The 21,132-nt window shown below is 67.5% G+C and carries 19 protein-coding genes; 3 read left to right on the top strand and 16 right to left on the bottom strand.

All coding sequences use genetic code 11. From position 1 onward, the window contains the following. The first annotated feature begins 99 nt into the window (after window positions 1-99). Window positions 100-624: an Rv3235 family protein gene (locus AC1DWT_RS36395; protein WP_072937633.1), complete on the top strand. Its 525-nt coding sequence runs from the start codon at window positions 100-102 to the stop codon at window positions 622-624. Between the two features lie 15 nt (window positions 625-639). Here the strand turns inward: AC1DWT_RS36395 and secA are convergent, their stop codons facing one another. The 15 genes from secA to AC1DWT_RS36320 form a co-directional block, all read right to left on the bottom strand. Continuing rightward, entirely contained in the window at window positions 640-3,507 is a 2,868-nt protein-coding gene (gene secA, locus AC1DWT_RS36390) for a preprotein translocase subunit SecA (protein ID WP_477924367.1), read from the bottom strand. Between the two features lie 151 nt (window positions 3,508-3,658). Continuing rightward, window positions 3,659-4,336 carry a ribosome hibernation-promoting factor, HPF/YfiA family gene (gene hpf, locus AC1DWT_RS36385; RefSeq protein ID WP_072937631.1) on the bottom strand — a complete coding sequence of 226 codons (678 nt, stop codon included), beginning with the start codon at window positions 4,334-4,336 and terminating at the stop codon, window positions 3,659-3,661. 171 nt (window positions 4,337-4,507) lie between these two features. After that, a complete protein-coding gene (locus AC1DWT_RS36380; protein WP_095860850.1) occupies window positions 4,508-5,206 on the bottom strand; it encodes a ComF family protein in 699 nt (232 codons plus the stop codon). Window positions 5,207-5,254: 48 nt separating this feature from the next. Further along, on the bottom strand, window positions 5,255-7,048 hold the full coding sequence (gene lpqB / locus AC1DWT_RS36375; protein WP_072937629.1) for an MtrAB system accessory lipoprotein LpqB: 1,794 nt from the start codon (window positions 7,046-7,048) through the stop codon (window positions 5,255-5,257). Next, a complete protein-coding gene (mtrB, locus tag AC1DWT_RS36370) occupies window positions 7,045-8,817 on the bottom strand; it encodes an MtrAB system histidine kinase MtrB (RefSeq protein ID WP_072937628.1) in 1,773 nt (590 codons plus the stop codon). The genes lpqB and mtrB overlap by 4 nt, the downstream gene beginning before the upstream one ends. Continuing rightward, on the bottom strand, window positions 8,814-9,491 hold the full coding sequence (gene mtrA / locus AC1DWT_RS36365) for an MtrAB system response regulator MtrA (protein WP_005240059.1): 678 nt from the start codon (window positions 9,489-9,491) through the stop codon (window positions 8,814-8,816). Before mtrA ends, mtrB begins: the two co-directional genes overlap by 4 nt. Before the next feature lie 45 nt (window positions 9,492-9,536). Next, on the bottom strand, window positions 9,537-10,220 hold the full coding sequence (locus AC1DWT_RS36360; RefSeq protein WP_072937627.1) for a dTMP kinase: 684 nt from the start codon (window positions 10,218-10,220) through the stop codon (window positions 9,537-9,539). A 56-nt stretch (window positions 10,221-10,276) separates the two neighbouring features. Beyond that, a complete protein-coding gene (ahcY, locus tag AC1DWT_RS36355; RefSeq protein WP_095860853.1) occupies window positions 10,277-11,761 on the bottom strand; it encodes an adenosylhomocysteinase in 1,485 nt (494 codons plus the stop codon). A gap of 90 nt (window positions 11,762-11,851) precedes the next feature. Beyond that, window positions 11,852-12,472, bottom strand: coding sequence for a TetR/AcrR family transcriptional regulator (locus AC1DWT_RS36350; RefSeq protein WP_072937625.1), 621 nt, complete (start codon window positions 12,470-12,472; stop codon window positions 11,852-11,854). A gap of 144 nt (window positions 12,473-12,616) precedes the next feature. Beyond that, entirely contained in the window at window positions 12,617-14,125 is a 1,509-nt protein-coding gene (locus AC1DWT_RS36345; RefSeq protein ID WP_072937624.1) for an amino acid permease, read from the bottom strand. A 28-nt stretch (window positions 14,126-14,153) separates the two neighbouring features. Beyond that, window positions 14,154-15,080, bottom strand: coding sequence for a cation diffusion facilitator family transporter (locus AC1DWT_RS36340; RefSeq protein ID WP_095860854.1), 927 nt, complete (start codon window positions 15,078-15,080; stop codon window positions 14,154-14,156). Between the two features lie 74 nt (window positions 15,081-15,154). Continuing rightward, complete coding sequence (gene manA, locus AC1DWT_RS36335; protein ID WP_477924354.1) at window positions 15,155-16,396, bottom strand: mannose-6-phosphate isomerase, class I; 1,242 nt, start codon at window positions 16,394-16,396, stop codon at window positions 15,155-15,157. Beyond that, the gene (locus AC1DWT_RS36330; protein WP_072937621.1) at window positions 16,396-17,475 is read right to left on the bottom strand and encodes a tobH protein; all 1,080 of its coding nucleotides are present in this window, start codon (window positions 17,473-17,475) and stop codon (window positions 16,396-16,398) included. The genes manA and AC1DWT_RS36330 overlap by 1 nt, the downstream gene beginning before the upstream one ends. Window positions 17,476-17,568: 93 nt before the next feature. Continuing rightward, complete coding sequence (locus AC1DWT_RS36325) at window positions 17,569-18,936, bottom strand: phosphomannomutase/phosphoglucomutase (RefSeq protein ID WP_477924352.1); 1,368 nt, start codon at window positions 18,934-18,936, stop codon at window positions 17,569-17,571. Between the two features lie 104 nt (window positions 18,937-19,040). Then, window positions 19,041-19,436, bottom strand: a complete 396-nt coding sequence (locus AC1DWT_RS36320; RefSeq protein ID WP_072937619.1) for a DUF3499 domain-containing protein — start codon at window positions 19,434-19,436, stop codon at window positions 19,041-19,043. Between the two features lie 80 nt (window positions 19,437-19,516). Here AC1DWT_RS36320 and AC1DWT_RS36315 point away from each other — a divergent pair, with 80 nt between their 5' ends. After that, window positions 19,517-20,008 carry a metallopeptidase family protein gene (locus tag AC1DWT_RS36315; RefSeq protein WP_072937618.1) on the top strand — a complete coding sequence of 164 codons (492 nt, stop codon included), beginning with the start codon at window positions 19,517-19,519 and terminating at the stop codon, window positions 20,006-20,008. Here AC1DWT_RS36315 and AC1DWT_RS36310 read toward each other — a convergent pair whose 3' ends face one another. Beyond that, window positions 20,009-20,269, bottom strand: a complete 261-nt coding sequence (locus AC1DWT_RS36310) for a WhiB family transcriptional regulator (RefSeq protein ID WP_167372239.1) — start codon at window positions 20,267-20,269, stop codon at window positions 20,009-20,011. Window positions 20,270-20,767: 498 nt separating this feature from the next. Here AC1DWT_RS36310 and AC1DWT_RS36305 point away from each other — a divergent pair. Then, a partial coding sequence (locus AC1DWT_RS36305) for a 2-phospho-L-lactate transferase CofD family protein (protein ID WP_477924349.1) occupies window positions 20,768-21,132 on the top strand: 365 nt, incomplete at its 3' end.

Below are 21,132 nucleotides of genomic sequence, written 5' to 3'. Positions count from 1 at the left end.
CGACACGAGTCCGCTCCGCGGTACGGCGACACGACGCCGGGATCCGTGCGATTATGACCGCTACGACGGCTGTCTCATGCCGAAACCGGGGGGTAAGAAATGAGTGAGTCCTACACGTTCCTGTCACGGGTGCCGCGCTTCGAGCCGGCGGCCGGCGACGACGCCGCGCCGATCCTGCCGGGAGGTTCGGCGGCGCAGTCGGGTGCGCGGCACCCGCTCGGGCACGGCAGACACCGGTCGTCGCCGCACTCGGGGGCGTCGCCGCGCACCGCCGCGAGGCACCCGGGAACACTGCCGATTCCGTCGCCGGACGTTCAGCGGTTCACGGAGCAGGCGTTCCGGCTCGTTCTCGAAGTGCTGGATCGGCGGCGCAACGTCCGGCAACTGCGGCCGCTGGTGGCGCCGTCGCTCGTCGACGTGGTCCGCACGTTCGCGCTCGCGGAGTCGCCTGCCCGGCGACTCGGTGTGGCGGCGCTCGTCCGCGTGCATCTGCGCGCGGTGGAGCCCTGCGTCTTCGAGGCCTTCGGCACGTACGGCCGGGGGCCACGGATCTTCGTGATCGCTGCCCGTGTCGAACAACAGTCCGACACGGGCTGGACCGTCACCTCGCTGGTGATCGGCTGATCGTCCCCGCTGCGGTCAGCGCTTGCGCTTGGTACGCGGGGCCTTCTTGCCCTTCGACTGCGACCGCGCGGCCTCGCGCCGCTGGCGACGGGTTCCGGCGTCGGCGGAATCGTCCGATTCGGCCGCTCCGCGGCGGCTGAGCTGGGCGTTGCCGTCTTCGGCGGGCCCGGAATACGTGAGCCCACGGGGCTCACCGTCGTCCAGTCCCTTCGCGCGGAGGGCCGACGGTGCCGCCGTGCCCTGCGCCTGCTGCGCTGCCTCCTGGGTGGGCAGCGGTCGCGGTGCCGCCGGAGCGGGTGCAGCCGACGCCGTCGCCGCGGCGGAAGCCGCGGTGACGCTGACACCCGGGGCCTGCGCCGCCTGCGGGGCGGCCGCCTCGACCTGGAGGTTGAACAGGAATCCGACCGACTCCTCCTTCAGGCCCTCGAGCATCCCACCGAACATGTCGAAACCTTCGCGCTGGTACTCGACGAGCGGATCACGCTGGGCCATCGCCCGCAGGCCGATGCCCTCCTTCAGGTAGTCCATCTCGTAGAGGTGCTCACGCCACTTCCGGTCGAGGACGCTCAGCAGGACCCGGCGCTCGAGTTCGCGCATCGATCCCTCACCGGCGACGCCGTCGATCTCGGCCTCACGCCGCGTGTAGGCGTCGTGCGCATCCTTCAGCAGGGTCTCGCGCAGCTCGTCGGCGGTGATGTCCTTCGTCTCGTCGTCGCCGTCGCCGACCAGTTCCTTGTAGTCGACACCGATCGGGTACAGCGTCTTGAGCGCCGTCCACAGTTGTTCGAGATCCCAGTCCTCGACATAGCCCTCCGCGGTGGCGCCGTCGACGTAGGCGGTGACCACGTCGGTGATCATCTTCTCGACCTGGCCCTCCATGTCCTTGCCTTCGAGGATCTGACGGCGCTCGTTGTAGATGACCGTGCGCTGCTGATTCATCACCTCGTCGTACTTGAGGACGTTCTTGCGGATCTCGAAGTTCTGCTGCTCGACCTGCGTCTGAGCGCTCTTGATGGCCTTCGAGACCATCTTCGCCTCGATCGGGACGTCGTCGGGCAGATTGAGCCGGGTCATGATCGACTCGAGCGCCGCACCGTTGAACCGTCGCATCAACTCGTCGCCGAGTGACAGGTAGAACCGCGACTCACCCGGATCGCCCTGACGACCCGACCGGCCGCGCAACTGGTTGTCGATGCGCCGGGACTCGTKCCGCTCGGTGCCGAGGACGTACAGCCCGCCGGCCTCGCGGACCTTGTCGGCGTCGGCCTTCACCTCGGCCTTGACCTGGTCGAGGACGTCGTCCCACGCCGCCTCGTAGTCGTCGGGGGTGTGGACGGGGTCGAGGCCCTGCTTGCGCAGCGCGATGTCCGCGATGATGTCGGGGTTGCCGCCGAGCACGACGTCGGTACCACGACCGGCCATGTTGGTGGCCACCGTGACCGCGCCCGACCGGCCGGCCTCGGCGATGATCTGGGCTTCCTGCTCGTGGAACTTCGCGTTCAGGACGTTGTGTGCCACCCCGCGCTTGGTGAACTGCTTCGACAGGTACTCGGACCGCTCGACGCTGGTGGTGCCGATGAGGACCGGCTGGCCCTTCTCGTGCCGCTCCACCACGTCGTCGACGACGGCGTCGAACTTGGCTTCCTCCGTCTTGTAGATCAGGTCGCCGTTGTCGACGCGGACCATCGGCCGGTTGGTGGGGATCGGGATGACGCCGAGGTTGTAGATCTGGTGCAGCTCTGCAGCCTCGGTCTCGGCCGTACCCGTCATGCCCGACAGCTTGTCGTACAGGCGGAAGTAGTTCTGCAGCGTGATCGTGGCGAGGGTCTGGTTCTCGGCCTTGATCTCGACCTTCTCCTTGGCCTCGATCGCCTGGTGCATGCCCTCGTTGTACCGGCGGCCGACGAGGACGCGGCCGGTGAACTCGTCGACGATGATCACTTCGCCGTCGCGGACGATGTAGTCCTTGTCCTTCGTGTACAGTTCCTTGGCCTTGATGGCGTTGTTCAGGTAGCTCACGAGCGGCGAGTTGGCGGCCTCGTACAGGTTGTCGATGCCGAGCTGGTCCTCGACGAGCTCGACGCCGGCCTCGTGGACGCCGATGGTGCGCTTGCGGATGTCGACCTCGTAATGCACGTCACGCTTGAGCAGCGGCGCGATGCGGGCGAACTCCGCGTACCACTTGCTCGACGCGTCGGCGGGGCCGGAGATGATGAGCGGGGTCCGGGCCTCGTCGATGAGGATGGAGTCGACCTCGTCGACCACGGCGAAGCTGTGACCGCGCTGGACGAGATCGTCCAGGGAGTGCGTCATGTTGTCGCGCAGGTAGTCGAACCCGAACTCGTTGTTGGTGCCGTACGTGATGTCCGCCGCATAGGCCGCGCGACGCTCGGCGGGCGACATGCCGGACAGGATCACGCTGGTGTCGAGTCCGAGGAAGCGGTGGACGCGGCCCATCCATTCGGAGTCGCGCTTGGCGAGGTAGTCGTTGACCGTGACCACGTGCACGCCGTCCCCGGCGATCGCGTTGAGGTATGCGGGCAACACGCAGGTCAGGGTCTTGCCCTCACCCGTCTTCATCTCGGCGATGTTGCCGAAGTGGAGGGCGGCGCCGCCCATGATCTGCACGTGGAAGTGCCGCTGGTCGATGACCCGCCAGGACGCCTCGCGGGCGACCGCGAACGCCTCGGGCAGCAGCTCGTCGAGCGTCTCGCCGTCACGGTAGCGGGCGCGGAACTCCTCGGTCTTCGCGCGGAGTTGCTCGTCGGTCAGGTCTTCGACCTCGGGCGACAGCGAGGAAACGTGGTCGGCGATGTGCTTGAGCCGCTTGACCATGCGACCTTCACCAACACGGAGCAGCTTCGATAGCGACAGCGACGGCACAGTCTTGTTCGTCCTCAATCTTCGGCAGTGGATGGGTGACACACAAAATCCGGCCGGAGGTCCGAGAACCCCGGCCGGATTCCATGGTAGGCGCTTCCGCGATCGGACGAGTAGACCGACCGCTCGGATCGTCAGGCGGAACGGGAGTACATCACGCCAGACGGATCAATCCGTAGTCGAACGCGTGCCGCCGGTAGACGACGGTCGCCTTGTCCGACTCCTTGTCGTGGAACAGGAAGAAATCGTGTCCTACCAGCTCCATCTCGTACAAAGCGTCGTCGACGGTCATCGGCGTGGCCTTGTGTTCCTTGGTACGCACGACATGACCCGGTGTGTGCTCGTCCGACACCTGACCGTCCAGGGAGATGTCGGGACTGATGCCGAGACTGTCGTCCTCGGCGAGTGCGGCGGTGGCCTCCGCCACCGACACCGGGGTCTTTTCCCCGTAATGGACCTTCTTGCGATCCTTCGTGCGGCGGAGCCTGCTCTCGAGCTTGGCGGTCACCGACTCGAATGCTGCATAGAAACTGTCGGCGCATGCCTCGGCTCGGGCTACCGGCCCCTTGCCTCGGGCAGTGATCTCGACGCGCTGGCAGTTCTTCCTCTGGCGCCGATTGGGTTCGTGGTGAAGTTCGACATCGAACAGGAATATGGAGGGATCGAAGCGCTCGAGGCGCGACAGCTTCTCGGAGACGTACACGCGGAAGTGGTCGGGTACCTCGACGTTGCGTCCCTTGACGACGATCTCGGCGGTGGGGGTATCCGTCTTCTCTTGTGCTTCCGTGGTGCGGTCGTCGACGAAAACCGAGGCTTGCGAAGGGGTCGTCACTCGTACCTCCCGATTACGGCCCCGCCCCTTGATGGGCGGCGGCGAGTTTGAGCAATGCCGGAAGGGGGTCCGCCCGGCACCAGGTTCGAAGTTCCACCTCCTACCTGTGTTTTCGGGTGTGTCCGCGACGCTAGTACGTAACGCGCGCGAGTGCCACTGTTCGGCAGAATTTCATCCAACACCCGCCACCACGACCACCGCGCTGATCCGGATACCCACTCTCGACAACACCCGAACCGACTCGGTCGCGGTCGCGCCGGTGGTCGACACGTCGTCCAGAAGAACCACCGAAACCCTGTGCAATGACGGCGATTCCGACTCGAGATGTCGCGCGAATGCTGCGCCGCTGCGCGTCAACCGAACGCCACCCTCTAGGTTTACTCGACGTTGATCTGCGTTCAGTCCGACCGAATCACGCACGGCGCGCCGCATCACGAGCGCGGGACACACGCGCCTGTCCCCTACCGCGGCGACGGCGATCCGCGTGACGGGGTCACCGCCGCGTGCACGGGCCGCCCGCGGACGCGTCGGAGCCGGCACGAGGACCACCGGGGCGACGTCCGGCGGGTCGAGTTCACCCCACTGTTGCAGACGGCTCAGAGCGCCCGCTACGGCGGATCCGAGCGGCGCAGCGAGATCGCGCCGCCCACGCTCCTTCGCGGCGATGACGGCCCGGCGGCGGGCACCCGAGTACGGCCCGAGCGCCCACACCCCGACGCCGGGGTCCACCCGCGGCCGGAGCAGCACGGGATCGTCGGCCAACTCCGTGGCGCAGCGGGCACACCACTGGGTGCCCGGCACCCCGCACCCGCCGCACTCGGCGGGCAGGATCAGGTCGAGCAGGGTGCGGAGACCGGGCAGGGCGCGCATGCGGGCAGTATCCGCGTTCGCACCGACAGCCGGCCCGCAGCGGCGGCCTCAGCCCGGCAGGACCGGGATCGCCTTCACACCCGTCAACCCGGGAACCTCCCGCCAGTACCGGTCGCCGGCCGGATCGTTGTTGTTCAACTGGAACACCGCCCGGGAGTCGGCGACGAACTCCGTGGTCGTCGACGCGTCCACGGCCACCACCGGCGCGGTCAGGTTGCGACTCGGCAGCGCGTCCATCCGCGAACCGTCGACGGCCACCTGCACCACCGGGATGTCCGACGCCGCACGCGCGACGACGATCGTGTCGCTCGTGCTCCAGTCCAGGGACAGCGCCGGGCTGCCCAGCCCGATCGCGACCGCACGGGGATTCGTCAACGCGTACTGACCACCCGGCGTCTGGGTGACGATGGCGAGATAGACCTTGCCGTCGACGATCAGTGCCGCACGCACCCCGTCGCGGGACAGGCGCAACTCGGTGATCGTGGCGCCCAGTGCGGTGACGGCGCCTGCGTCGACGTTGACCACCGACGTCCGGCCGGTGCCGGGCTCGCGCAACACCCGAATGACCGTGTTGCCGTTGACCGCTGCCCAGATCGCCGAGTTGTCGGGCGCCCACGTGGGTCGGGTGATCGCGCCACCCTCGAGCACCGATGCGGCACCGTCCTCGTACGCCCCGACCATCAGCGAACTCGCGGGTTCCGGCGCGGGACGCCCGGTGTCCGCGACCGCGGCGACCAGTTTCCCGTCCTGCGACAGCGCGAGCGACCGCATGTTGCGGGCCGAACCGAAGTACCCGGGCACCGGGGTGACACCGGTCTCGGTGACGCTCACCATCGACCCCTCGCGCAGCGCGTGCAGGCCGACGGTGGCGCTGGACGTCGCGAACGGGTTCATGGACGCGACGTCGGCGGTGGTCCACCCGTTCGGGAACCGTTCGTCGAACGGCTCGCCGTCGGCGAGCAGCACGTAGGGGCCCGAGATCTCCGCGTTGGCCAGCGTCCAGATCACCTGCGCCGCGAACAGCTGCTTCTGCTGCGCGTCCATCGGCGGCACGCCGGCGAAGTCGATCCGGATCCCGCCGAGCCCCACCCCGACCTGCGCGGTGCGGCCGTCGGCCTTCGTGATCGGGCCGCGCACCGAGACCCCGTCACCGAGCTCGTTGCGGACGGCCGGGGCGAGCGCGGCCTTGGGCCCGTCGATCAGCAGGCCGATCAGCTGCGACGCCATCTGGTCCTGGGCGCCCGACACCCAGCGCGGGTCCGGCACGACCGTCGTCCCGGCCGGGTCGAGGAAGTACAGCGACTTGCGCTGGTACGTGTTCAGGAACTGCGCCCGATCGAGGATCACGCCTGCGGGGAGTTCGGAGATCCGCCATTCGCCGCCCTGCAGCTCGAGACTGATCTTCGTCTCGAAACTGCCCTCCTCCGCAACGTACAGCCCACCGGGCTCGAGCTGACCCACCTTGTTGGCGCGGATCGTGTACGTCGCCTGGTCGGCCGACCGGGTCTCCGGGAGCACGTCGACCTTGTCGACGATCGTGGCGCTGGCCGCGTCGTCCCACCTGCCGGACACACCGGGGGTGAGGAACTGGCGGGCCGCGAGGTGCCGGTCGGTCGGATCGGTGCTGGCCTTGAAGAAGTCGCGCAGCAGCAGGTCTGGTTCGCGTCCCGGCGCCGGGGCCGCGACACTCGAGCCCGGCGAGTCACGGTTGATCGTGCCGATCGCCTGCGGGGTGGACGAATCCGGGAGGCTCGCGCACCCGCTGACGGTCACGAGCACCGCGAGGGCGATCGCACCGCACACCGACCGCGACTGCAGGGCGGATCGCCGGCCGGGCGTCACAGGTCCGACTCCGGCACGTGCGCACCGTCCCGGTCACCGACGTGCGCACGCTCACGTTGCTGGGGAATCGTGCGGGACTCGTCGGCCGCCGCCTCCGGGGCCTCGTTGCGCACCGGCAACGTGTCGTCGCCCGGAACCGGCTGTCCTTGAACGTATTTCACGGTTCCTGGTTTCAGCGGCAGCGGGCTCGACACGACCTTGCGTCCCCGCACCCGGGGCAGCGTCAACCGGAAGCAGGCGCCCTGGCCGGGTTCACCCCACGCCTCGAGCCTGCCGTCGTGGAGATTCGCGTCCTCCACGCTGATCGCGAGTCCGAGGCCGGTACCGCCCGACCGCCGCACGCGCGACGGATCGGACCGCCAGAACCTGTTGAACACCAACTTCTCCTCGCCCGGCCGCAGGCCCACGCCCTGGTCGCGCACGATGAACGCCGCAGCGCTGTCGTCGGCGCGCACGCGCAGCAGCACCGGCTTGCCTTCTCCGTGATCGATCGCGTTCGCCAGCAGGTTCCGCAGGATGCGCTCCACCCGACGCGGATCCACCTCGGCCATCACCGCCTGATCGGGCAGGTCCACGATCAGTTCGGTCCCGCTCTCGCGCGCGAGGTGGCGGACGGTCGAGATCGCCGCACGCGCACACATCCGGACGTCGAGTTGCTCGGCGGCCAGTTCCGCGACGCCGGCGTCGTGCCTGCTGATCTCGAGGAGGTCGGCCAGCAGCCCCTCGAATCGGTCCAGTTCCGCGACCAGCAACTCCGAGGACCGCCGCAGCACGGGGTCGAGATCGTCGCTGCCGTCGTGAATGAGGTCGGCCGCCATGCGCACGGTCGTCAGCGGCGTCCGTAGTTCGTGGCTCACGTCGGAGGTGAATCGCTTCTGGAGATTTCCGAACTCCTCGAGCTGGGTGATCTGCTTGGACAGACTCTCCGCCATCTCGTTGAACGACATCGCCAGCCGGGCCATGTCGTCCTCGCCGCGCACGGGCATCCGTTCCTTCAACCGGCCGTCCGCGAAACGCACCGCGATCCGTGACGCCGACCGGATGGGCAGGACCACCTGCCGGGCGACGAGGAGCGCGATGGCCGCGAGCAGCACGGCGAGCACGGCGCCACCCACCAGCAGCGTGCCGCGGACCAGCGACAGGCTGCGGTCCTCACTGGCCAGCGGGAACACGAGGTACAGCTCGAGTGTGGAGATCGCCGACGCGGTCGGGCTCCCGACGATCAGCGCCGGCCCCGAATAGCCTTCCGGATCGTTCACGGTGGCGAACTGGTACGCCACCTGACCGGCCTGGACGAACGCCCGCAGCGACTCCGGGATCTGGTCCGCCGGGCCACTAGACGTCGGCGCGCGGGGGCCGTCACCGGGCACGATCAGCACCGGGTCGAACGTCCCCGCCGAACCCGACGCCTGCCCGGCGTCGGGTTCACGGTTCGTCAGGGCGGCCCTGGCGCCGTCGAGCTGCGTGGTGGGCGAACTACTGTCGTCCGCGCCTGCCAGCTGCCCCTCCACCGTGCTCCGGGCACGGTCCATCTCCTCGGTGGCCGCGTTGATCTTCGTCTCGAGCAGACGGTCGGTGATCTGACTCGTCAGCACGACGCCGAGCACGACGATGACGATGAGCGACAACGTCAACGTCGAGACGACGACCCTCAGCTGCAGCGAACGACGCCACGTGTGCGCGAGGGTATTGCTCAGTGAGTGACCCCACCGAAGGATCGGCGAAACGCGTCGGTTGACACGACGCCGCCATCGGGAAACACCTGTCACGGCGGTCCGGCCTTGTAGCCGACCCCCCTGACCGTCAAAACCACTTCGGGATTCTCGGGATCAGTCTCGACCTTGGCGCGCAGGCGCTGCACGTGCACGTTGACCAGTCGGGTGTCGGCCGCATGTCGGTAACCCCACACCTGCTCGAGCAGCACCTCACGGGTGAACACCTGTCGCGGCTTGCGCGCCAGAGCCACCAGCAGGTCGAACTCGAGGGGGGTGAGGGAGATCAGTTCTTCGCCCCGGCTCACCTTGTGGGCGGGGACGTCGATGACGATGTCGGCGATGCTGAGCAGCTCGGCCGGCTCGTCCTCGGTCCGGCGAAGCCGAGCGCGGACCCGAGCCACCAGCTCCTTGGGCTTGAACGGCTTCATGATGTAGTCGTCCGCGCCGGATTCCAATCCGAGGACCACGTCGACGGTGTCCGTCTTCGCGGTCAGCATCACGATGGGAACACCGGAATCGGCCCGCAGGACACGGCACACGTCGATGCCGTTCATGCCGGGCAGCATCAGGTCGAGCAGCACCAGGTCGGGGCGTGTCTCCCGGACCGCGGTGAGCGCCTGGGTCCCGTCCCCCACCACATACGGATCGAATCCTTCGCCGCGGAGCACGATCGTGAGCATCTCCGCGAGCGCAGTGTCGTCGTCGACAACCAGAATCCTTGGCTTCATGTCCCTATCGTTGCATCTTCGGAGGCCGTAACAGCCCGTTCGCCGTTACGGCGTGCCGTGTTCTTTCTCGTCACGGCGTGCCGTGTCGTCACTCAAGAGTGCCAGGTTTTCGGCGAGCGTGACCGGATCGGTGTCCGGGGTGAGCACCCACCACGGCGAAATCCAGTCCTTCACGGCCAGCTCGCGGTACACCTCACCGGTGCGTTCCTGCAGCCCACGGTCGCGTTCGTAGGCGTCGAGCGACCGGCTGGCATCCGCCGATTCGCGGCCACGGGCGCGTTGCGCGGCGAGCGCCACGGGAACATCCAGGTACAGCTGCAGGTCGGGTCGGGGCAGCCCCAGCCGCTCGAATTCGAGGTTCGCCACCCAGCCGACGAACTCCCCGTCCGCCGCCTGGTGCAACCGGGCCGCGCCGTACGCGGCGTTGGACGCCACATAGCGGTCGAGGATTACCAGGTCGTGGCCGGCGAGCAGCGCGGACAGCTCGCCGACGGCACCGGACCGGTCCAGCGCGAACATGACGGCCATCGCGTGCACGGAGTCTGCGAGGTCCCCGTGCGCGCCCTTGAGCGCCTCGGATGCCAGATCGGCGTGCACGGACCGGCCGTACCGCGGAAAGTCGAGGGTGCCGACCGTCAGACCCCGTTCGGCGAGGCGGGCCACAACCGCTCCGACGAGTGTTCGCTTGCCCGCGCCGTCCAGGCCTTCCAGCGCAATCAGTGTTCCCACGGGGAGAAAGGCTATCCCCCGGCCCGCACGCGACGGACCGGGGGACGCCGCGGCCTCTAGTACCGGTAGTGCTCGGGCTTGAACGGGCCCTCGACGTCGACGCCGATGTACTCCGCCTGCTCCTTGGTGAGCTTGGTGAGGGTGCCACCGAGGGCCTCGACGTGGATCTTCGCGACCTTCTCGTCGAGGTGCTTCGGGAGGCGGTACACCTCGTTGTCGTACTCTTCCGGCTTCGTCCACAGCTCGATCTGGGCGATCACCTGGTTGGAGAAGCTGTTGCTCATCACGAACGAGGGGTGGCCGGTCGCGTTGCCGAGGTTCAGCAGGCGGCCCTCGGACAGCACGATGATCGAGTGGCCGTCCTTGAACCGGAACTCGTCCACCTGCGGCTTGATGTTGATGCGGGTGATCTCACCGGAACGCTCGAGGCCGGCCATGTCGATCTCGTTGTCGAAGTGACCGATGTTGCCCAGGATGGCCTGGTGCTTCATCTGCTTCATGTGATCGAACGTGATGATGTCCTTGTTGCCCGTGGACGTGATGATGATGTCGGCCCAGCCGATGGCCTGCTCGACCGTCTTCACCTCGAAGCCGTCCATCAGTGCCTGGAGGGCGTTGATGGGGTCGACCTCGGTGACCGCGACGCGGGCACCCTGCCCGCGCAGCGCCTCTGCGCAACCCTTGCCGACGTCGCCGTAACCGCAGACGAGCGCGGCCTTGCCGCCGATCAGCACGTCGGTGCCGCGGTTGATGCCGTCGAGCAGCGAGTGGCGGGTGCCGTACTTGTTGTCGAACTTGCTCTTGGTGACCGAGTCGTTGACGTTGATGGCCGGGAAGACGAGTTCACCGGCAGCAGCGACCTGGTACAGACGCAGGACACCGGTCGTGGTCTCCTCGGTGACGCCCTGGACCGACTCCGCAACCTTCGTCCACTTGGTCTTGTCTGCTTCGAGGGACTGACGCAGCAGGGCGAGGAACACCTTGTACTCGTCGGAATCCTGGTCGTCGTCGGTGGGCGGCACGACGCCCGCCTTCTCGAACTGCGCGCCCTTGAGGACGAGCATCGTGGCGTCGCCGCCGTCGTCGAGGATCATGTTCGCCGGCTTGTCGGCGTCCGGCCAGGTGAGCATCCGCTCGGCGGCCCACCAGTACTCCTCGAGCGTCTCGCCCTTCCACGCGAAGACCGGGGTGCCCTGCGGCTCCTCCGGTGTGCCGTGGGGGCCGACGACGATCGCGGCGGCGGCGTGATCCTGCGTCGAGAAGATGTTGCACGAGGCCCAGCGGACCTCGGCGCCCAGCGCGGTGAGCGTCTCGATGAGCACGGCCGTCTGGATGGTCATGTGCAGCGAACCGGAGATGCGAGCACCCTTGAGCGGCAGCACCTCTGCGTACTCGCGACGGAGGGCCATCAGTCCCGGCATCTCGTGCTCGGCGAGCCGGATCTCCTTGCGGCCGAACTCGGCGAGCGAAAGGTCCGCCACCTTGAAATCGATCCCGTTACGGCTCTCGGCCACGGGCGTGGTTGAAACTGAGGTCGTCATCTGCCTCTCCTGGTTGACTGCTGTTTCGGTCAAGGCTATCGGTACTGCGGCCCGGGGGTCACACTCACGTGACGCTGCGCGGCCGGGCGATCACTCCCGATCGGCTCCGCCGACCGCCTCGTCCACGAAAGGACCCAGAAGAGCACCCAGATCCTCGGCGACGTTGGCCTCGGATTCGGGTGGCATCGAGATGTAACTCATAGCGAGACGCACGATGGCGCGACTGAGGATCCCCGCGTCCGACGGGTTCGCCCGCACCCAGCCCCGCTGGAACACCTCGGCGAGCCGCGTCGACGCCCGCTCGATGATCGGGGCGCTCTCGGTCGTGATCAGCCGCAGCAGGTCGGGCTTGGTCTCGCCGCGCAGAAGTGACTGCACCAGAGGGTCGGACAGGCTGGCCGCGAAGAACGCGGTGAAACCGGCGAGCAGCGCGGCGCGGCCCTGCCCGACGTTCGTCACCAGCGCCTCGTCGACCGCGTCGACCAGTTCGTCGGCGAGCCGGAGGGCGTACGCCTCCGCCAGCCCCTGCCTGGACTTGAACTCGTTGTAGAGCGTCTGCCTGCTCACCCCGGCACCGGCCGCGACATCCGACATCGTGATGTCGGACCAGTCCTTCTCGAACAGGAGATCCCGCATCGCGTCCAGCACCGACTGACGCAGCAATAGCCGCGCAGCCTCCTGATAGGGCACCCGGACACGCGACGAAGTCATGGCGACGACCTTAGTGCCCCGCTTTCGCCGCACCGTAATCCGGTCGGCTCCGCTCGTCCGGGGAGTCGTCCCAACGAATTACGGCGGCACACCACCGCGAGGCACCGAAACCCCCTGCGCCCCAGCAGGACACCCTCCGGCGTGTCAGACCTCGCCGCGGCTCCGCCGCTCCATCATCGAGTGACGGCGACTGTAGGCGAAATAGATGATCACACCGAGCACCATCCACACGATGAACCGGATCCACGTCTCGACGGACAGGTTGACCATCAGCCACACGCAGGCGAGAACCGCGAGGATGGGCACCACCGGCACGAACGGGACCCGGAATCCGCGGGGCAGGTCCGGGCGGGTGCGGCGCAGCACGATCACGCCGATCGACACGAGGACGAACGCGAACAGCGTTCCGATGTTCACCATCTCCTCGAGGGTGCCGATCGGGAAGACGCCCGCCAGCACGGCCACCACGACACCGACGAGCACGGTGATCCGAACGGGGGTGCCGTGCTTGCCGGTCGGCGCCAGCCGCCTCGGCATCAGCCCGTCCCGGGACATGGCGAACAGCACGCGGGTCTGCCCGAGCATGAGGACCATCACCACGGTGGTCAGGCCGGCCAGTGCACCGAACGAGATCAGGTTCTTCGCCCACGTGATCCCGTGAATGCCGAAGGCGGTGGCCAGATTGGAACTGTCCCCGGCCAATTCGTGGTAGTCGACCATGCCGGTGAGCACCAGCGTCACCGCCACGTACAGGATCGTCACGATCAGCAGGGAGCCCAGGATTCCGCGGGGCAGCGCCTTCTGCGGATTCTTCGTCTCCTCGGCGGTGGTGGCGACGATGTCGAACCCGATGAACGCGAAGAATACGAGGCTGGCCGCCGCGAGCAGCCCGTACCAGCCGAACGTGCTGCCGCCCGCGCCCGTGGCGTACGAGAACAGGGACTGATGGATACCCTCGCCCGTGCTGCCCGCCTCGGACGGCGGAATGTACGGCGAGTAGTTGTCGGGGTCGATGTAGAACGCGCCGACGACCACGACGACCAGGACGACGGCCACCTTGATCGAGGTGATCACGAGTGAGACGCGCGACGACAGCTTGGTGCCCGTCGCCAGCACGACGGTGATGATCGCGACGATGAGTACCGCGCCCCAGTCGAATTTTACCGAGCCGATCTGCGCGATCGGCGAATGATTGCCGATCACCTCACCGAGATAGAGCGACCAGCCCTTCGCCACGACCGACGCGGCGAGCGCGAATTCGAGGATGAGGTCCCAGCCGATGATCCACGCGACCAGTTCACCGAACGTCGCATAGGAGAACGTGTACGCGCTGCCCGCGACCGGAACGGTCGAGGCGAACTCCGCGTAGCAGAGCGCCGCGAGGCCGCACGCGATGGCGGCGATGACGAACGCCGCCGACACCGAGGGACCCGCGACGTTGCCTGCGGTGCGCGCGGTGAGCGTGAAGATGCCGGCACCGATGACGACTGCGACACCGAAGACGGTCAGGTCCCACGCCGTGAGATCCTTGCGGAGTTTGGTCTCCGGTTCGTCGGTGTCGCGGATCGACTGCTCGATCGACTTGGTGCGGAACAATCCGGTCGGCCTGCCGCCAATATCCGGTCCTCCGCTGCCTTTGTCCTGGATGGCCACATCAGCCTCCTCAATCGAAAGTTGCCGTTCAGCCTATGCCTTCGGTTGCCCGGAACAGGTCGGGTTCGATGTAGATGCGGCGAGCCGCCGGGACGGCGCCCCGCACCCGCGCCTCGGCCTCGTCGATGGCCTCGGCGATCGTGCCGATGTCCGAACCGGGGGCCATCGCCACTTTCGCCGCCACGAGGATTTCCTCGGGCCCGAGGTACTGCGTCTTGCAGTGGATGACGCGCTCGATCTTCTCGCCGTCGGCGAGGGCGGCGAGGATCTTCGCCTCCTCGTCGGCGGTGGCGCCCTCACCGATCAGCAGGCTCTGCATCTCGACGATGAGGATGATCGCGATGACGCCGAGCAAGGCGCCGATGCAGAGGGTGCCGACCCCGTCCCACACCGGATCGCCGGTGAGCATCGTCAGACCGACACCGCCGAGCGCGAGCACGAGACCGACCAGTGCGCCGGTGTCCTCGAGAAGCACGACGGGTAGCTCCGGGCTGCGCGACGTGCGGATGAATCCCCACCAGCTCGCCTGCCCCTTGAGCGGACGCGACTCCCGCATGGCGGTGAGGAAGCTGAACCCCTCGAGCGCGATGGCGATCACCAGGATGACCACCGCCACGAGTGGCGACGACAGTTCCTCGGGATGCTGGATCTTGTGGATGCCCTCGTACATCGCGAACAGCGAACCGAGGCTGAACAACACGAGCGCGACGACGAACGAATAGAAGTAGCGGCTGCGCCCGTAACCGAACTGGTGCAGATCGTCGGCGGCGCGTTCGGCCTTCCTCTGGCCGAGCAGGAGCAGGCCCTGATTGGAGGTATCGGCCACCGAGTGCACGGATTCCGCCAGCATGGACGACGAGCCGGTGATCAGGAAGCCGGCGAACTTGGCAACCGCGATACCTGCATTGGCACCGAGCGCGGCGAGAATCGCCTTCTTTCCCCCATGAGCCGACAACTGACTCCTCCTCTCGGTCGCACACGACCCTCACGACGACGGGCCGCGGAGGCCTTCCCGGATCGCAGGGCGGCTCACAGGCTACGCGCGATCGGGGAGCCAACCCTCGCACTGAACAACTGGGCACACTCGGTGCCCGCCGTCACCACCACTTCGGGGTCCTCGGCCGCGATCCAGACGGCGTTTCCCTGGGAGAGTTCGAGGCCGTCGGATCCACACCGCAGCTCCACCGAACCCGAGGTGCACAACAGAATGTGCGGCCCCTCCGAGTCGAGCCGGTGCTCCGCCGGGCCGTCCGGCGACAGATCGATCCGCGCGAGGACGAATTCCGGCGCCGGCGTCGAATACACGAATTCGCCCCCGCCTGGACGCTCCCGAGCCTCCAGGATCGGAATGTCGACGGTGTCGAAATCGAGGACACGCAGCAACTCCGGTACGTCCACGTGCTTCGGCGTCAGTCCCCCGCGCAGCACGTTGTCGGAGTTGGCCATGATCTCGACCGCCATCCCGTGCAGGTAGGCGTGGAGGTTGCCGGCGTCGAGGTACAGACCCTGCCCCGGTTCGAGGGTGACCCGGTTCAGCAGGAGCGCGGCGAGCACACCCGCATCCCCCGGGTACACCTCGCTCAGTTCGAGGGCAGTGCGGACCTCCGCCGCGAATTCACCGTCCTTGGTGTTCGACAGATAGTCGACGCATCCGTCGAGCACCCTCGGCATCAGCGCACCGAGCACGGGCTGCGGCAACGTGATCCACGTGGTGAACAGCGCGCGGAGACCGTCCGAGTCGGGTTGGCCGGCAATCAGGCCCACGTAAGGCTGCAGTTCCGGAACGGCGATCGCCTCGAGCAGCTTGACCGTGCGCTGAGGGTCCCGGAAGCCGGCGAGCGCGTGGAACCTGCTGAGGGCCACGACGAGTTCGGGTTTGTGGCTGGCGTCCTTGTAGTTGCGCACGGAGGACTCGAGGGGGATTCCCACCTCGTTCTCCCGGGCGAAGCCCTCCCACGCCTGCTCGGCGCTCGGGTGCGCCTGCAACGACAACGGCTCCTCCGACGCGAGCAACTTCAGGAGGAACGGGAGGCGCTCGCCGAACGTCTCGACACTGCGCTTCCCGAGCTGACGTTCGGGCTCCGCGTGCACCAGGTCCAGAAGAGACCGGGGCCCCTCGTCGGTGATGACGCGGGCGGGATCACCGGGGTGCGCGCCCAGCCACAGTTCCGCCTCCGGATGGGCCGTGGGAACCGGAAGTCCGCGCAGCTGTGCGATGGCGGTGCGCGATCCCCACGCGTAGGACCGGAGCGCACCTTCGAGTCGGTGCACTAGATACCGCCGATCAACTGTAGATACGCGGCAGTCATGTCGAGCCTGCCGACCAGGACCGCCGCCTGTTCCAATTCGGGGCGCTGCGAGGGAACCTGCCCCTCGTCGGACGACGCGACGACGAGGTCGACGTCGCCCAGGACCGCGATCCTGCGTTCGACGAGCATCCGGTCGGCATCGGCCGACAGCACGAACGTGCGCACCGGGCTCGCCGGCGGCGGACCGTCCAGTTCGGGATCGTGGAAGATCGAGTCGTGCGCGGAGAGCGCCTGGTCGACGCGGAACGTGCCCGCCGCGCTCAGCACGTCCGGAAGCTCCGACGCCGTCGCCACGCGGCCGGCGTGCAGCAGCGCCTCGGCGCCGTGCCGGGCCAACTCCACCGTGCTCTCCGTATCACCGGTCAGCACGATGCGGCGTCCCTGCATGCGGGAGGCCAGAGACTTCGCCGGGTTGTGGAACACCTCGCTGTTCGGCCGGTCGCGCAGCGCCTCACCGTCGACCGCGTCGGCGAGTTGCTCGAGGTCGGGGACCTCGTCGCCCCAGCGTTCCGAACCGACCACCCGCAGGACGGCCAGCAGAACCGCGAAGTACCGGAGCAGACCGTGCCGGGTCAGTGCCCGGACCCGCGGCGCGAACATGACGACGCGTCCGGCCGCTGCCGCCTGCAAGGGTCCCTCGTCCGGTGCTGCGACCACCACTTCGGCGCCGCGCCGGACCGCCGCGTCGACGGCCTGCACGAGACGGGGGTCGCCTGCGTCGTCGCCGGCCACCACGACCACATCGAGCGGACCCACCCAGACGGGGGTCCGGGTGGCGCGCACCAGCGGGAATCCGATCCGTTCGGCGAGGACCGCCGTCAGGATCCCGGCACCGCGGCTGGCCCGTCCCGCGCCGGTGACCACCACCACGCTGCGCGGACGCAGCCCCTGAAGTCGTTCGAGAGCCCCTTCCTCGACCGCGGACCGGGTGGCCCGGATCTGGGCACCCCCCATTGCGGCGGAACGGAGTACGCCCTCGGTGTCCGCGGAAACCAGTGCGTCCCCGTCGTCCAGATCGAGCAGGGGCGTCGGCGCTGTCATGACACCGCACCCCCTTTCTTCGTCAGTGCAAGCCTCATCAGTGCAAGCCACATTCGCAGCACGAGCAGAACCTTGTTATTCCAACTATGGCAGTCAGGCTCGGACGATGCCCAATATCTCGGTAACGAGTGCATCTACGTCTGCCGTCGTGGGCGCTTCGACGTTGAGTCGCAGCAGCGGTTCGGTGTTGGAGGCGCGCAGGTTGAACCACGCGTCGCCCTGCAATTCGACCGTGACACCATCGAGCCGGTCTACACCCGAGGTGCGATCGGCGAACGCCGCCACCACCGCGTCGGTCCGCTCGACGGCGTCCGACACCGTCGAATTGATCTCTCCGGACGCCGCGTACCGCTCGTACTTGGCCATCAGTTCGGACAGCGGACGGTCCTGCTCCCCCAGTGCCGCGAGGACGTGCAACCCGGCGAGCATGCCGGAGTCGGCGCCCCAGAAATCGCGGAAGTAGTAGTGAGCGGAGTGCTCGCCACCGAAGATCGCCCCCGTCTCGGCCATCTGCTGCTTGATGAACGAATGCCCGACCCGGGTGCGCACCGGGTGTCCACCCAGTTCGGTGACCAGTTCCGGCACGGCGCGGGAGGTGATGAGGTTGTGGATGACGGTTGCGCCCGGCTCCTTGGCCAGCTCACGCTCGGCCACCAGGGCCGTCACTGCGGACGGCGACACCGGGTTGCCGAGCTCGTCGACCACGAAGCAGCGGTCGGCGTCACCGTCGAAAGCCAGACCGATGTCGGCACCGGTCTCCCGGACGTACCGCTGCAGATCCACCAGGTTGGCCGGGTCGAGCGGATTCGCCTCGTGGTTCGGGAACGTGCCGTCGAGTTCGAAGTACAGTGGCTGCAGCTTCACCGGCATCGGCTCGAACACTGCGGGGACGGTGTGCCCACCCATGCCGTTGCCCGCGTCCACGGCCACCGTCAGCGGCCGGAGGCCGGACAGGTTCACCAGCCCGCGGACGAAACTCGCGTACTGCTCGAGCACGTCCTCCTCGGACACCTCACCCGCGGCGCCGTCGTACGCGGGCACCCCGTCGACGACCTCCGCGGCGATCGCGGCGAGGCCCGTCTCCTGCCCCACCGGCTTCGCGCCCGCGCGGCACAGCTTGATGCCGTTGTACTTCGCCGGGTTGTGGCTCGCGGTGAACATCGCACCCGGGCAGTCGAACAGTCCCGACGCGAAATACAGCTGATCGGTGGACGCGAGTCCGATGAGCACGACGTCCAGACCCTGGGCGGTGACACCGTCGGCGAACGCGCGGGCGAGTTCCGGGGACGACGCACGCATGTCGTAACCGATCACGACCTTCGTGGCACTCTCCGCGCGGACGAGTCGTGCGAACGCGCCACCCACGTCCTGCACGAACGCGACATCGATTTGTTCACCGACGACACCCCGCACGTCGTAAGCCTTGATCACGGCATGTACGGACTCGGCTGATCGCGCCACTTCTGTTTTCTCCTTTACGAGCACCAGTGCTGGCGCAAAGCCTAATGCCTGCCCGTCGCGGGCACGGCACGCCGCGGACCGCAGGCCCGGGACGAGCTGGGACGTCAGTTGGCAGGGTCGGGAAGAACCCGCAGGTGGCCACGCCGGCCGGTACGAGCCGGGCCGGGCTGGGTGCCGGTTTCGGCGCGCTCCTCGGTGGACACGGTCCGCTCGGACCTTCCGCGATCGCCGAGGCCCGCCTCCCGCACGGCCTCCGCCAGCGCGGTCAGATCGTCCTCGTCCGGGGTGCTCGACGAAAATCCGCCCTCGTACCGAACCAGTTCCCAACCCTTGGGTGCGGTGATCCTCGACGCGTGCGTTTCGCACAGATCCCACGAGTGCGGCTCGTCGACAGTTGCGAGCGGGCCGACGACGGCGGTGGAGTCCGAGTAGACGTACGTGAGCGTCGCGACAGCGGGGTTCTTGCACCCGGGGCGGCAGCATCGACGCAGAGATCTCACAGCTAAGAAGCCTAGCCCCACGAAGGCCCGACACCTACTCGGACACACCGACAGTGTCCGGCTGTCGTAATGTCCACTCCATGTCCAGAGCACGACGCAGGCGTCCCGTCACCACCCGATCCGTCGACCGACGGGGACGTGGGATCCGCGGGTCCGTGTTCCCCCCGGACGCGCCGGCGCGACGCAGCCGCGCGGAGAAATTCGATCTGGTGGTTCTGGAGGCGTTCGCGCCGATCGACTCACGCTGGCGTGAACGCCTCACGAAGTTGGACATCGCTGTCGACGAAGTCCCGAAGATTCATGCGCTCGACCCGGATTCGGTCAACTGGCCCGCCGAGGTCGTGGCGGACGGGCCCGTGCCGCTGTCCCGGTTGATCCCGGCAGGCATCGACCGGCACGGATCCACGACGCGGGCGCGAGTCGTCCTGTTCCGGCGACCGCTGGAACAGCGCGCCAAGGATCCGGACGATCTCACCGACCTGGTGCACGACGTGCTCGTACAGCAGGTGAGTACCTACCTCGGAGTCGAACCCGAGGTCATCGACCCGGATCTGCCGGGCGATGATGACTGACTAAACGATCCCCCGCTTCAGCCGCCGGCGCTCACGCTCCGACAGACCACCCCAGATACCGAACCGCTCGTCATTGGCCAGTGCGTAGTCGAGGCATTCGTCCCGCACCTCGCAGCCGAGGCAGATGCGCTTCGCTTCTCGGGTGGAGCCCCCCTTTTCGGGGAAGAAGGCCTCAGGGTCGGTCTGCGCGCAAAGTGCACGTTCCTGCCACTGATCCTCGATGGTGTCGAACAATTCGTCGAAACCGGTCACCAGACTCAATACCGGGCGGGGGCCCGCCGTCTCGACTTCCTGCGCGACGAGTTCCGGCACAGGAATTTCTTTCACACTGCTTTCTTGCACACTTATTTGTTGCACACCGTCTTCTTGCACACAGACTTCTTGAACACAGACGCCGTCCGCTGCGCCTGCTTCGGAATTGGTCTGCGGTTCGTCGCTTACTGTGCTCCAGCGAGTCTCCGACTCGAGCTGCTCATTGGGCATCGTTCCGCCTCCTCACCTGTGATAGCGCAGAAAATTTTGATCGATCATGTACCCCGAACCGAACACCCCTGCCACCCCGTTCGAACAACCGTTCGAATTGATCCCCGCTGCAAGTGATTCCACGTCCGCAACGTTGGAATGACATATTTGTGATTAGACACGCCCAGCGTGTCGCGGTCAAGCTAACGGCAAAAAGTCGATTACTATTTCGCGCTCTCCAATCGCCCTGGGGAAGCAGCCCACCGGACGCCGACGGCCACCGCCTAGGCTTGCACCGTGAACGTGACTGTATTGGTTGGCGGGGTCGGTGGGGCCCGGTTCCTGCAAGGGGTGCGGCGGCTTCTCGGTGTTGATGCGCCGGATGGTGGGGGTTCGTCGCATCGGATCACGGCGGTGGTCAATGTCGGTGACGATGTGTGGATGCACGGGTTGCGGATCTGCCCGGATCTGGACACCTGCATGTACACCCTCGGCGGGGGTATCGACCCGGTGCGGGGGTGGGGGCATGCGGGTGAAACCTGGAACGCGAAGGAAGAACTCGCCGCGTACGGGGCGAAGCCGGAGTGGTTCGGGCTCGGCGACCGGGACATCGCGACGCATCTGATCCGCTCCCAGATGCTGCGGACGGGGTACGGGGTATC

It is taken from the genome of Rhodococcus sp. P4_B6, assembly GCF_056402215.1.
The sequence above is the reverse complement of the archived record's forward strand: the minus strand, read 5'-3'. Positions and strand labels throughout refer to the sequence as shown.

Coding starts and splice junctions, on each gene's coding strand:
- AC1DWT_RS36315 (WP_072937618.1), top strand. CDS start 19,517: ATGTCCAGAGCACGACGCAGGCGTCCCGTCACCACCCGATCCGTCGAC.
- AC1DWT_RS36330 (WP_072937621.1), bottom strand. CDS start 17,475: ATGACAGCGCCGACGCCCCTGCTCGATCTGGACGACGGGGACGCACTG.
- AC1DWT_RS36395 (WP_072937633.1), top strand. CDS start 100: ATGAGTGAGTCCTACACGTTCCTGTCACGGGTGCCGCGCTTCGAGCCG.
- AC1DWT_RS36350 (WP_072937625.1), bottom strand. CDS start 12,472: ATGACTTCGTCGCGTGTCCGGGTGCCCTATCAGGAGGCTGCGCGGCTA.
- ahcY (WP_095860853.1), bottom strand. CDS start 11,761: ATGACGACCTCAGTTTCAACCACGCCCGTGGCCGAGAGCCGTAACGGG.
- AC1DWT_RS36380 (WP_095860850.1), bottom strand. CDS start 5,206: ATGCGCGCCCTGCCCGGTCTCCGCACCCTGCTCGACCTGATCCTGCCC.
- mtrA (WP_005240059.1), bottom strand. CDS start 9,491: ATGAAGCCAAGGATTCTGGTTGTCGACGACGACACTGCGCTCGCGGAG.